Annotated in this window: 10 protein-coding genes; 3 read left to right on the top strand and 7 right to left on the bottom strand. The window is 60.0% G+C overall.

The window, feature by feature from the left end; all coding sequences use genetic code 11:
* Window positions 1-133: 133 nt before the first annotated feature.
* The 7 genes from BSP75_RS05840 to BSP75_RS05810 form a co-directional block, all read right to left on the bottom strand.
* Window positions 134-703 (bottom strand): DUF1566 domain-containing protein, encoded by a 570-nt coding sequence (locus BSP75_RS05840; protein ID WP_075112541.1) that lies wholly within the window; start codon window positions 701-703, stop codon window positions 134-136.
* Between the two features lie 13 nt (window positions 704-716).
* A complete protein-coding gene (locus BSP75_RS05835) occupies window positions 717-2,156 on the bottom strand; it encodes a DUF1566 domain-containing protein (RefSeq protein WP_075112540.1) in 1,440 nt (479 codons plus the stop codon).
* A 59-nt stretch (window positions 2,157-2,215) separates the two neighbouring features.
* The gene (locus BSP75_RS05830; RefSeq protein ID WP_083617077.1) at window positions 2,216-4,663 is read right to left on the bottom strand and encodes a proprotein convertase P-domain-containing protein; all 2,448 of its coding nucleotides are present in this window, start codon (window positions 4,661-4,663) and stop codon (window positions 2,216-2,218) included.
* On the bottom strand, window positions 4,660-6,666 hold the full coding sequence (locus BSP75_RS05825) for a prolyl oligopeptidase family serine peptidase (protein WP_075112539.1): 2,007 nt from the start codon (window positions 6,664-6,666) through the stop codon (window positions 4,660-4,662). The genes BSP75_RS05830 and BSP75_RS05825 overlap by 4 nt, the downstream gene beginning before the upstream one ends.
* Complete coding sequence (locus tag BSP75_RS05820) at window positions 6,666-8,804, bottom strand: TonB-dependent hemoglobin/transferrin/lactoferrin family receptor (protein ID WP_075112538.1); 2,139 nt, start codon at window positions 8,802-8,804, stop codon at window positions 6,666-6,668. The genes BSP75_RS05825 and BSP75_RS05820 overlap by 1 nt, the downstream gene beginning before the upstream one ends.
* A gap of 161 nt (window positions 8,805-8,965) precedes the next feature.
* Window positions 8,966-9,844 carry a flagellar motor protein MotB gene (locus tag BSP75_RS05815; RefSeq protein WP_075112537.1) on the bottom strand — a complete coding sequence of 293 codons (879 nt, stop codon included), beginning with the start codon at window positions 9,842-9,844 and terminating at the stop codon, window positions 8,966-8,968.
* Complete coding sequence (locus BSP75_RS05810; protein WP_075112536.1) at window positions 9,819-10,577, bottom strand: flagellar motor protein; 759 nt, start codon at window positions 10,575-10,577, stop codon at window positions 9,819-9,821. The genes BSP75_RS05815 and BSP75_RS05810 overlap by 26 nt, the downstream gene beginning before the upstream one ends.
* 319 nt (window positions 10,578-10,896) lie before the next feature.
* Here BSP75_RS05810 and BSP75_RS05805 point away from each other — a divergent pair, with 319 nt between their 5' ends.
* The 3 genes from BSP75_RS05805 (at window position 10,897) to BSP75_RS05795 (ending at window position 12,593) form a co-directional block, all read left to right on the top strand.
* Window positions 10,897-11,382, top strand: coding sequence for a hypothetical protein (locus BSP75_RS05805; protein WP_075112535.1), 486 nt, complete (start codon window positions 10,897-10,899; stop codon window positions 11,380-11,382).
* 129 nt (window positions 11,383-11,511) lie between these two features.
* Entirely contained in the window at window positions 11,512-12,297 is a 786-nt protein-coding gene (locus BSP75_RS05800; RefSeq protein WP_075112534.1) for a Sir2 family NAD-dependent protein deacetylase, read from the top strand.
* Window positions 12,294-12,593 (top strand): cyclic-phosphate processing receiver domain-containing protein, encoded by a 300-nt coding sequence (locus BSP75_RS05795; RefSeq protein WP_075112533.1) that lies wholly within the window; start codon window positions 12,294-12,296, stop codon window positions 12,591-12,593. Before BSP75_RS05800 ends, BSP75_RS05795 begins: the two co-directional genes overlap by 4 nt.
* The last annotated feature ends 272 nt before the right edge of the window (window positions 12,594-12,865 follow it).

Here is a 12,865-nt window from a genome sequence, read left to right as displayed (position 1 = left end):
CGGTATCGCGGGCAGGGGGCATTGGTGGGTGAAGAGCGTGATGGCGGGTGAGATAGGGGGGATGGCAAGAGCAATAAAAAGAGAGGCTTTCAAGCCTCTCCTGTCATCACGTTCCGGTGTCGAGCGTGGGGGGTCAGGGTTTATTGGCGACCAGCAAGACCTGATCCTGATAGGCGCCAACGACGCGAAGACCGATATCTCCCGAGGTGATATCCAGATATGCCCGCTGGCCATTGGCAGAGGCCACCGTGCTGCTCATCAGATAGACATAGCCGTCGTTGACCTCTTTACCGCCCCCCGCCATGGCGCGCGGGAAAATGGCTTCATTGAGAGAAGGCTGGTAGCAGGCATGCTCGACCAGGGTCGCCAGCTCCTTGATGTCGGGCAGGCGCCACTGGCTGACACCGCCGAAGTGATAGAGTGCATGGCTGCTGTCGCTGCGGATCCGCTCCGCCACTTGCAACCCCTGCTGCCAGTAGTAAACGGTCGGTTCCCCCAGGCAACTGCTGCCATTCCATGTTTGCCCCAGTTTGCAGCGCATCCAGGTGAGGCCGGTGTGTTGATCAGTGACGGTGCCGTTGCCATGGTCAAGAAAACGGGCAGAAGGGGCGGTGCGATCCATGCTGTCATCACAAATGGCAGCACTGTGGGCAAGGGGGGCCAGCAGTGCCAGCATGGCGAACGAAAAACGATAAAGGCTCATGATATTCCTCGAATTATTGTGGGGTAGCGACCAGTCGTACCTGCATCAGTTCGATATAGGTATCTTGCTGCACCAGCGCGGGATAGGTGGTGCCCGCATCGTCTCCCTGGAACAGGGCCGTGCGTTTGCTGATGGGGCCACCGGAGAAGCGCTGGGCGGTGTTGCTGGTGGCACTCCAGAAGTAACCATGGAAGAAGCCATCTTCCGAGGGGGCGATATCCGGGAAGTAACGGGTATCCACGATGATGCGCTGACCCAGCGGGTCCTTGGCCAGGCTGCCGTAGTGCATCAGTGACATCAGCTCGCTCATGGTGGGCAACCGCCACTGGCTGATACCGCAGCGCTGCTCGCCATTGAGCCACTGCTGATATGCGCGGGTGGTCAGCATGGTGGTCAGCGCCTGTGCCCGAGCGAGGGCAACCAGATCCCCTTCGGCGGTGAGCTGTTCGATCCTGTTATGAATATGCTGGTAGGCCTCTTGCTGCTCGCCTGCGGTCGCTGTGAGTTGCTCATCCTCATAGGCAAAGGGTCTGCTTTTCCAGGCCGGGCTCAAGGGATCATCCGATTTGACCTCCCACACCAGACCGGTATTGAGATCCTTGACGCACTGCCAGCTCGGCGCGTTGTCGGGGAGCGACTGACCGCGATCATCGAGCTTGCGATAGGCAAGCTGCGGACGAGTGCGATTCCAGCTGGCATCTTGTCCCGGATAGTCATCGGGTTCCTGTTCCAGCAGCGGATCGTTGCCATCGCTGAAGGTGGTGACGCCGGTGACGGTCAGCAGGTTGCGTGGCTGCTGCTGCACCAGCAGGGTCAGCAGCTCGCTTTGGGTCTCTTCAGCAAACTGGCCGTTGCGCTGCCACTCCTGAGCCAATTGCTCCAGCATCAGGCTGATGGCGCGATAGCTGGTGGTGAGCAACTGGGTCTCTTTGGCGTTGGCAAGGCGTGTGCGGGCCTGTTGCTGCAAGCTGATCGCCACCTGCTGCAGCGCCTGATCAAACTGGCCGAGACCCGCGAGGGCTGCGCGATCGCTGCCCGGTTGCAGCGGTGCGAGATCGGCCAGCAGCAGTGACAGTGCGCGGTCGGCGGCCACCCCTTCGGCAATACGGCTCTGCCACAGAGTGCTGAGCAGGGTCGGTTGCAGCCGTTGTGGCTCCCCTTTGGCGGCCGGATGCGCCAGCAGCAGCCCTCCGCCCCGCGGTACGAACAGCAGGGGCGAGTTGACGATGTTGGCCGAACGGCTGACCAGGGCCACCGCTCCTTCGCCGCTGACGGCAGGGTCGGCGGAATCACATTGCCAGTTCTGATCCAGATCGGCGCACAGGGTACCGGCGGTCGGCAGGGCGACATCGACCCGGTAGTCCGGGATCGCCAGTGGTGCGTTATCTTCCCCGCCGCCACAGGCGCTGAGCAGGGCTGAGAGGGTTGCAATAACCAGTACGGATGGTTTCACTTCACATTCCTTGATTCGGTCACAGGTTCACGGGGGCGGTGACCCCCGTGGTACAGGGTTCAACTGCGCGGGCTGCTCCGGCGCCAGAGACGTGGCCACAGGGCCAGCAACAGCAGCAGGGGGGAAGCTGTGCCACCACCCCCTTCATCCTGCTCAAGGGGGATGATGCCGGTGTTGGGCAGGGCTTCATCCTTGTCACAGCGGGCGCCGACTTGCTGGGCGACACGCCAGCTGCGCAACTGACCGGTGTCACCGGCGCTGGTGTCGTTGATCTCCAGCAGCCAGCGGCCAGCGAGCGGTTCGCCGTGCAGCTTATCCAGCGATTCGAACGGTACCAGTTCACGGGGGAACTCCCCCTTGAGCCGGGTATGACTGGCGTAGCCCTTGTTCCACAAGCTGATCCGGGTGCCGTAAGGGGAGGTGAGCCAGATCTCCAGCTGCTCCAGCTTGCTGTGCTCCAGATCGAGGGCAACCACGAATCCGCTGTCGATGCGGGCCCTGCTCTCGGGCAGGGTGAGGGTGAAGCGGGACAGGCCGTGCCGTTCATCGCTCACCGCATCCTTGATCTGGCCACCCTGGCCGATGGCCCGCTGCCAGAGCGGTTCACCGATCGGCAGTTGCAGGTCAAGGCGGGTCTGGCGCTCGGTGGGACTGGGCAGGGTGAGCTGGAACTGCAGCGGCAAGGTGACAGCCTCGCCACAGGTTAGGTTGCTCGCCGCTTCCAGCGGCAGGGTCCAGCGAGCGGTGCCATCGGCGTTGAGCTCTCCCTGCCAGTGACCGTCACCCATGATCCCCTTGATCGGCAGCAGGCTGGCGTCGGCCACGGTCAGGGGGCGGCCGCTCTGGTTGGTTAGTTCAATGGCGAGGCTCTTTTTCTCCCCGGGCAGCAGGTAGCTGTCATCGGCGAGGCGGGCCGCGATGGGAGTGGGCAGCAGGGCGTGGTGGCGGAAGGCCTGCTCCAGCAGCTTGCCATAGCTGCGGTCCGGATAGAGGCGGTTGGCGGTATCCACGGTGACGCGTGCCAGCTGGGGCATCCGCACCTGCGGGCCGAGGCCGAAGTGGGATTCAATCAGCAGGGTATCGAACTCGTTACGGGCGACCTCGCCATACTGTTCAACGGCCTGGCGCAGCGCGGTGAAGAGCGGGGTGCCCCACAGCTGGTCGCCGTTGCTGCCGTTGATGGTGAGGTGAGCCGGATAGAGGAAGCCTGGGTGATAGCGCGCCCGCAGATCATCGAGCTGACGGGGCGTCCGGCCGCTTATTCTGGCATCCCAGTTGAAGACCATGAAGGGCTCGAACTGGCGGGCCTCGGGACTGCGCTGGCGCCAGCTGGCGGCCAGATAGTCGCTAAAGCCCTCACCGATGGCGCCCCAGTCACCCTCGTCTCCCATGTCGGGCAGAATATGGTGCTGCACCGCATGGCCAAACTCGTGCCAGATCACCATGGGATCTTCCGCATCGGGCACCCCGACCCGGCCAATCTCCAACCGGCGCAAGAAGGGATCATAGAGTGAGTTGTCCTGCTCCCCGGCATCGGTATCGATGGCCAGGGGGCCACCCATCAGCGCCGGGTAGCCCAGGGATTCCACGTGGCGCTGGGCCAGATCCAGATGGTAGTAGCCATTGATATCGAGGAAGGCGGGCTGCTGGTGATCCAGCTGGAAGCCATCGGCATCAGGGCTGCTAAAGGGGGCTGTTTCTGGCGCCGTGCCATCCACGACCCGGGCGCGAGGGCCGCTCAGCAGGTAGGTGTCATCCACCTTTTGTACCGTGAGCGGTACGGTACGATAGGCCCCGTTGTCCAGCTCCAGATCATGGCGCCAGAGCAGGTTGCCATCTTTCAGCTGGGTGCGGGGATCGAGGGCAAAGATGCGGGCTTGCACCGTGGCCGATTCCCCTGCCAGCGGGGCCGCTTCGGCGCGGGTGCTGGCCTCTTGCAGCGTGCGCCCCAGCAGGGCACTGCCATCGCAAGTGACAAACAGCTGCCAGTGGCTGCTCTTGCTGTTGCCCGGCTGGCTTTCCACCGCCAGCAGGCGCCAGGCGGGGGTCAGGGTGTCGCCATCCTGCCAGTACCAGGGCTGGGCTTCGTCACTGCCGGCGAATTGCCACACAGCGCCATCCAGCGTGGCGGTATAGGCATCCACCCCGGCGCGGCTGGCGTCGTCACATGGCGTCGCCTGTGGCTGCATCAGCCGGGTATTGTGATAAAGGCGCCACGGGCGACCCTGCTCATCGAGACTGACGGCGGCCATGAGACCGGCGATCGGTGCGCCATTGAGCTGCTGGCGATAGTGCAGATAGTGGCCCAGCTTGCCTTGGCGCTGATAGGCCGGAGCATCACTCAGGGTGACGCCGAGCTGCTGTTCGAGCCAGAGGCGGGGATCGGCCGGGGCGTCCTGTTCGACAAAACGCAGTTCGGCGGCCTGAGTGGCAAAGCCAGCCAGCCCCAGCAAGAGGGCGGGCAACAGGGGTTTCATAGTGGTACTCCCAATCAGTGGCAGGGTCATTGGTCGATCCCCGCCAGATGCAACAAGAAGGCAAATTCACGAGCCCGATCGCCACCACCGGCGCGGTGGCCTCCCTCCAGTTCGGTCAGCAGCAGGTAGGGGCCGGAGCCCGTGCTGTGCTCCCGCAGGCGAGCCAGCCACTTGACCGGCTCCCAGTAGGGAACCTGGCTGTCGTGCAGGGCGGTAGTGACCAGCAGGGGCGGGTAGGGGGCGCGGTGCAGGTTGTCGTAGGGGCTGATGCGGCGCATCGCCTGATACTCTGCGGGCTTGGCCGGGTTGCCCCACTCCTGATACTCCTGACGGGTCAAGGGGAGGGCGGGATCGCTCATGGTGCCGAGCATATCGACGAAGGGGACCTGCAACACGGCGCCGCTAAAGATCGTCGGTTGCTGGTTGAGGGCCGCAGCAACCAAGGTGCCACCGGCGCTGCCCCCCATGGCGAACAGGGGCAGAGGGGCTGAGTCGGGCGACCAGTGGCGCAGGGTGCTACCTGCGGCGATAAAGTCGCTGATGCCGTTCTGCTTGTGGATGCCCCGTCCGTCGCGGGTCCACTGCTCCCCCAGCATGCCGCCGCCGCGCACATGGGCGATGGCGTAGACAAAGCCCCGATCCAGCAGGCTCAGCAGCTCTTTCTGGTAGTAGGGGCGCATTGGCGTGCCATAGGCGCCATAGCCGTAGAGCAGCACGGCGCGGGGGGCCAGATCCTTGCGCCACACCAGCGAGACGGGCACCCGGGTGCCATCGGCAGAGGTGACCCAGCGCCGCTCGCTCTGATAGGGCAATGCCTTGTCGTCACCGGTGGGCTGGTCGTTGATCCACTGGCCGCTGTTCAAATTCAGCCAGCGCTGGCCAGGGGGCTGACTCAAGCCCTGACTGCGCACCAGAATGCGGTCGCTGGCCGGGTCATGTTCTCCTTGCAGCCAGCCGGTACCGGCGCCACTGGCCAGCGGCAGGCGCTGGCGTTCATGGCCGTTGCGATCGAGCAGGGCGAGCCAATCCTCCCCCTGTTGGCGAAACTGCACCACCAGATGGCGATCAAACAGTCGCCACTTCTCGGGATCGCCGAGATCCTCCCCTTTGGCGGGCCACAGGCGCTGCCACTCACCGAGCGGCGTGCTGGCTGAGTAGAGGGCAAACGCCCCCTCCCGGTTGCTCTTGATCACCCAGCCGGATTGACTGTCCAGATAGTATTCCACCCCGCGCTGGCGGGGTTTGACCTGCTGCGGCTTGCCCGAGTCGAGCAGGTACTGCTCCGAGCTGTCGTGGTTGTTGCCCTGCAACACCAGATGCTGGCCATCCGTGGTGCGATATAGGCTGAGCAGCCAGGCGGGATCCTGCTCCTCATAGAGAGTCTGCTCCTGGCCATCCCTCCAGCCACGCAGCTGCCAGGGGCGCAGGGTGTCGCGCTCGTTGGCGATGGTGTAGAGGGTGCGACCATCTTGTGACCAGGCGAGATCGGCGCTGCGCTGCGGCAAGCTGGCCAGCGCCTTGCCGCTCTGGAGATCGAGCAGGGTGACCTGATAGTCGAGATCGCCGCGTCTGTCTTCGGCGATGACCAGCGTGCGGTTATCCGGGCTCAGGGCCCAGCTGCCCGCGTCGTAATAGCCCTCACCCGCTCTGGCGGGAAGCCGTTGCTGAACCTTGCCCCCGTGGCGTTGCCAGAGGGAGCCGTCCGGGCGCAGCTGCCATGCCTGATCGCCGCGCACAAGCCAGTTGTCCGGTACGGGTTCCCCCGCCGGATGGTTGGCAAACTCGGCGCGCAGGATCGCCTCCAGCGGCTGCTGCGCGGCGAGCTGCTGCTCGCTCCAGCGATTTTGCTGCTTGAGCAGGGCGAGAATGGGCGGGTTGCTGCGGCTCTCGTCCCGCAACCAGAAGTAGGGATCCTGGCGTACGGGATTGCCCGAAATCAGGTGTGATTGGGACGGGATCGGCGGTGGCAGGGTCTCTTGCGCCCACGCCAACGGGGCGGCCAAGAGGGCCGCCATGATTGCATGATGCGTCATCACATCCCCACGAAACGGTAGCTGAGGCTGGCGGACAGGTAGCGACCGCTCTGGCTGTAGAGGGAGGTGTCGCTGCCAGCCGGGAGTCCGGCCACATCCTGATAGCGGACGTAGCGGGTATCGAGCAGGTTGCCGATGGTGGCATTGACCTTGAGCGCCTCGGTGATCTGCCAGTCGCCGGTGAGATCCAGGCTGAACCAGCCTGCGCTGCTCTGGCAGGCGCCGCTGTAGCCAGTCTGGGCGCTGGCGCACTGGGGCACCCTGGTCATGGCGGCGGCATAGTTGCCACTGAGCTCAACCCCCCAGTCGAGCTGTTGCCAGCGCAGGGTGGTGTTGCCTTCCAGCGGTGTCTGGGTGCGCAGTGGCTCGCCGCGGTGATCCTTGCCATCCATCCAGGCCAGATTGGTCGAAAGCTCCCACTCGTCGCTCAGCCAGAGGCTGGCGGCCAGCTCGGCGCCCCAGGTTTCTGCTTTGGCGACGTTGCGATACTGGCGCAGGAAGACACCGTCATCGAGGCGGAAACCGGTCTGGCGCCAGTCGATGAAGTTGTAGTAGCGGTTGTAGAAAATGGCCGGTTTGACGCTCCAGTTGTCGCTTTGGCCATTCACTCCCCACTCCAGACTGTGGCTGGTCTCCTCCTTGAGGTTGGGGTTGGCAATGATCTCGAACGGCGGCATGGCAAAGTAGTGGGGAATGTTGCCGTAAACCTGATCGTAAGCGGGGGCGCGGAAGCCGTTGGCATAGCTGAGCCAGCTGCGCCATGTCTCGTTGAAGCGGTAACTGGCCGCCAGACTGGGGGAGATGTGGTCGCTGTGGTTCTCGGCCAGATTACTGTCCGGTGCGCGCAGGCGCTGGCGGTCAAAGCGCAGGGTCGGGGTAAACTGCCAGTTGCCCAGATCGATCACATCGCTCAGCCAGATGCCATCGCGGCGGGTTTCGGCCTTGCTGAAGGGGGCTTTCTGTCCCTGGGTGGTGATGCCATCTTCCAGGGTCAGATTGCTGACTGGCCGCTCGTGGTTGGCCTGCTCCAGCTCCACACCGTAGCTGAAGGTGTGATCCAGCGCGCCGGTGCTCAGCTTGCTCTGCAACTCCAGCTCACTGCCAAGGCGCAGCTCCTCGAAGGTGGAGAGGGTGCGCTGGCTGCGATATCTGGGATAGCCGCTCAGGGCATCGTTGCGCAGCAGTTGGCGCTGGTTGGCCTCGTTGCGGGACTGGTTGCCAAACAGGCTCCAGTTGAGGGTATCGACCATGCCCAGATCGTTGGCTTCCCAGCTGAACTTGCCGCCCTGAGTACGTTGATCACTGTTTTCCTGAAAGCCGACCACATTCCAGCTGCCATCGGGTTGAGGCACTGCCTTGGGGCCCATCAGGCGTTTGGCGTGATCCTCGTAGTAGTCCAGCTCCAGTCGCAGGGCGTGATGGGCATTGAGGGGGAGGCGGCTGCTGGTGGAGGCACTCATGCCATCCAGATCTGCCGGAATGCGGTTCTCCTCAAAGTTGGCGGTTTCGTTGCCGCGCCAGCCGGAGAGGCGTAACAGATGTTCGCTCTCCAGCGCCCGCGCCGCGCCGGTCATGCTGAGCTTCTTCTTGTTACTGTCGCCACCGTAGAGGGTCTTGGCCGCCAGATAGCTATCCTGCTGTTGCAGATAATCTTCCGGCTGTTTGGTATTCATCACCACGGTGCCGCCGATGGCATCGGAGCCATGCAGGGAGGAACCGGCCCCCTTGGCCACCTCAATCTGCTTGATGTCATCGAGATCGAAGTTGAAGCGGCCCACCTTGTCATTGATGTTGTCGGCGCCAAAGCCGTCACTGACGCGCACACCATCCTTGATCAGCAGGATGCGGTTGCCCCCGATGCCGCGCACGCTGATGTTTTGCGGTCGCCCGGCAGAGCCGGTGACCGAGACGCCGGGGATCTTGCGAAACACATGGGTCAGCTCGCTGGCGACCTGACGGTCCAGCTCTTCCTGGGTGATGACGGTGATGGAGCCGGAGACATCGGAGAGTTTCTGTTGTACCCGTTGCCCGGTGACAATGATGGTGTCGTCGCTGCGCACCTTCTCCACAGGGGGAAGATCGGCCGCGCCAGCCGAGGCACACAGGAGTGCCGGCCATGCCTGAAGCAGTTTGTTCATAATGATAATTGTTTTTATTTGAGCCTGAGGGGCGGCATTATTGCAGAGGCCTGACCACTTGACAATAAATGGCAATCATTATCATTAAGATCTTATGGTGTTGATATTACTGAGTTATTTGTTTTTAAAAGAGACTCCCGCGCGAGGCGGGAGCGGGGTGGTTAGGGTTTGAGCAGTTGCAGCGACTCTTCTGCTGCCTTGCCTTGGGAGAGGGTGATATCGACCCGGCGGTTCGCCTGGCGATGTTCGGCGGTGTCATTGGCGAAACGGGGCTGGGTGTCGGCAACACCCTGGGCAATGACCCGTCTGGCATCCAGCTGGGGGTTGGCCAGCATGGTCTGCACGATGGAAGAGGCCCGCAGCACCGAGAGCTCCCAGTTGTTGCGATAGAGCTCCACCGGCGCCTGGGAGTTGTCGGTATGACCAGTGACCACCACCTGCCCCGGAATATTGGCCAGAATGCCGGAGATCTTGTGGACCAGCGGGACGAACTGGGGTTGCAGGAACGCCGAGTCGGAGGGAAACAGCGCCTTCTCGCCGATGCGGATCACCAGCTGACTGCCAAGCTGCTCGACCTCCAGATCCTTGGATTCGATCTGGGCCTTGAGCTGCTGCTCCAGCTTCTGCTTGGTCACCTGCACCCACTCCTGTTCCTTGGTCTTGTGGGGCCAGGCTTCGGTGGCGCTCGGTTTTTCCGAGGCACCTATGGTCTCGTTGAAGGGGTCAGATGCCGCGGGTTGCGCCTCTTTATCCAGCAGGGTCTCTTTTTCCGAGCTGCTGGGGGTGGTCTTCGATTCCGGTTCAAGAATGCCGGTACCGCCCTGCATCACGGGTGAGCCGGCAGGAGGGGAGATGAGGCCGATTTTACCCAGTGACTCGATAAAGCCCTGGATAAGCACCCGGGTTTCGGACTGCTTGGCCATGGCAAAGGAGTAGAGCACCACAAACAGGGCAAACAGCAGGGTCATGAAGTCGGCATAGGAGACCAGCCAGCGTTCGTGGTTCTCCGGCGCTTCAGCTTTTTTCTTTTTGGCCACCATGGCCTCCCAGATAAGGTTCGAGGGTAACTTGCAGGCGCGCTTGGGACTCGCCATCCACGATGCAGAGAATGCCGGTCAGGGTCATCTCCTTGTAGTGGCGGATCTGGTGGGCAAATCCCTTGTAGCGGTTGCCGAACGGCAAGAAGATCAGGTTGGCGGCGGATACCCCGTAGATGGTGGCGATAAAGGCCACCGCGATGGCACCACCCAGCTTGTCCGGGGCATCCAGCAGACCCATGGCATGGATCAGGCCAAATACCGCACCGACGATCCCCATGGTCGGGCAGTAGCCCCCCATGGCTTCATAGAATTTGACTGTCTGTTCGAGATCTTCCTGTTCAAATTCGATCTCGTTCTCCAGTACCTCGTGGATTTTGTTCTTCTCGTAGCCATCGACCATCATCTGCACCCCTTTCTTCAGGAAGGGATCCTTGATCTCCTCGATCATCCCTTCCAGCGCCAGCATACCGCTGCGGCGGGCGTTGCCTGCCAGGGTCTCCAGCAACTGGGCCTGTTCCAGCATGTCGAGTTTGAGAGGGGAGAGCAGCCATTTGAAGCGCTTCAAGGTGCTGCCGACGACGGAGAAAGGAAACTGGGTCAGCGCGGCACCTATGGTGCCGCCGATTACGATAAGGAATGCGGGCAGATCGAGCAGTGCACTGGGGTGACCACCCTCGATCATGTTGCCGCCAAGGATGGCGATCAACGCCAGTACCAAGCCAATCAAACTCATTTGTGACACGTCCCTGCATGTTGATAATGGCTAGTGTAGCTACTTAAGTATCAGTTTTTCAAAATGATATCCAATCGCTGAGCAATTAATGGGCGCCGAGTAACATTCGCAAGGGGAGGTGTGTTGAGGGGGGGAAATCGATGCTGCTTGGAGGGAACTCATTGAGGGGCGGTGATCTGATCTCCACCATCCTCTTCAAATCTGCATTATGGGCAAGTTGCTTCACCCCATCACAGAATCGCCCCCAGCATTAACTTAAGGCTTCTAAATCTTCCTTACACGAGTGGTCTTGGGGCGAATAACATGTGAGGTAGCAACAATGATTCCAACGAGAAAAGTTCTTCAAATCCATCGTTTCATCAGTCGTGCCATTGATCAAAAACCCACCACAACCACCCAGGGTATATTGCAAATCCTGGACTGGACCATCATGCGAGTGCAGCAAAATCAAACCAGGGCGGAAGCCTATCCATGTATCTTTGCCAGAGGAGCTGAACTGTTTTATCTGATTAGTTCAATCCGACCGTTTAGGCGATACAACCAGTTAACCGCATTGTGTGTTGTCGACTGGTGTATCCGACAACATGGCTTTGGCCTCAAAGAGCTGTATCTAGATGAGCAGCGGGTCATAACGGAGCGCATAAGACGCGATTACCGGGAACCGGTTTTGCAGGCAAGTGACCATTTTGCTCAGGAGTATCGCTACTGGTTTTTCATGCATAGCGAGCCCATCAGTAAACAAAGCGCGGGATCAGCTAGCGCAATAAAATCCATTGGTCACAGCTTGTTTGATCTCAGCTGGTAACTGCCGCACCCCCTCATTCTTATCTCGACGAGGTGAGTAGGAACATAGCCATGAGGTGTGATCCCCATCCCCTTGGCTCAGTACCAAATCAATCGAGCGGGCTGGTCGCTCCTTACCAAAGGTGGTCGTATGCAACCAATATCTTCCCGAGCACGAAGACATCAGCGCCGTCACAGAGAAAAACGAGCACAAGCCGCGATCAGGGGCCAACACTACCATCCCACTATCATCTTCTTTACCGGGGCGGGCTTGTCAGCGGAAAGCGGTGTGCCCACGTTTAGAAGCAAGGGCATTTGGCGTAATCATGAAAACTGGTGCTATTCCCACGTTAACAGCATGAATACGGATCTGGCTGGCTTCCTGGCTTTTCACAACCAACGGCGTCAAACCATGTTGGAAGCCGCCCCCTCACAGGCGCACTATTTGATGGCCCTGCTACAGCAGCAATGTACTGTTAGAGTCATCACCCAAAATATTGATGACTTACATGAGAGAGCCGGCAGCAGTGGAGTACTTCATTTGCATGGTTCAATCCAGTTTTTGTTCCCCAAAGGTTTCCGTAGTCAAAAATATCGGCAGCCCTGGCATGAGGATGTAGCGGTCGGTGATTGCTGCCCATTCACTGGCTCACAATTGCGCCCAGATATAGTGCTGTTTGGCGAAAAAGTTTATGAGTATCAACAAGCTCGTCGCTGGCTCTGCGAGGCTGATACCGTAGTAGTTGTCGGCACCAGTTTGCTTGTTGAGCCTGCGACCTCCCTGTTACGAAACATCAACCCGGGCGCATGTGTCTACTACATCGATCCCGATCTTGGTTTGTCATCCAGACTACCGTTTCCCGGTGAGCTGATTGTTGATGGGGCCAATCGCGGCATTGCTCACTTATTGAAACTGCTCCTGGAGAAAATGGCATGAAATTGTATCTGGACGATGAAAGAAAAACTCCGGTAGGGTGGGTTCGCGTATTCTGGCCGGACGAGGCGATTGCATGGCTAAAAACAGAGATGGTGACTGAAATTAGTCTTGATCATGACCTCGGTGATGATGATAGGGGAACCGGATACGACGTTATTCTCTGGATAGAAAATGAGGTAATGACAAATAACTTCATCCCTCCCCAAATTCATATTCACTCAGCAAATGTCTCCGCACGAATAAAAATGGAACTGGGGGTTATGGCCATAAATAGCTTTTTGGCGAAGTCAACATGATAAGCCTGGAGGTGTGACCGAACTCCAGATTTAGTCAACCATGCCACTATGTATAGAGCCTTCTGTTATTTGGTGAATAACTGTCATCTGTAATGATTTTGAAACAGTTAAACCCCCTTCCTGATAAATAAAAAGGCTTCTAAAATCGATAAGTACGAGTAATGAAATTTACCTTTTAAAATACAAACGGTAAGGGAAGGTGCGAACAAGTCCCTGATGTGAGATCATGAGTCCCACTTGGCATCAGGGATAAGGTTCAGCATGAGTCACCA

The organism is Aeromonas sp. YN13HZO-058, assembly GCF_001921245.1.
In the GTDB taxonomy this organism is placed as follows: Bacteria; Pseudomonadota; Gammaproteobacteria; order Enterobacterales; family Aeromonadaceae; genus Aeromonas; species Aeromonas allosaccharophila.
Note: the sequence above shows the minus strand (reverse complement) of the source record. Positions and strands in the feature narration are given on the sequence as shown.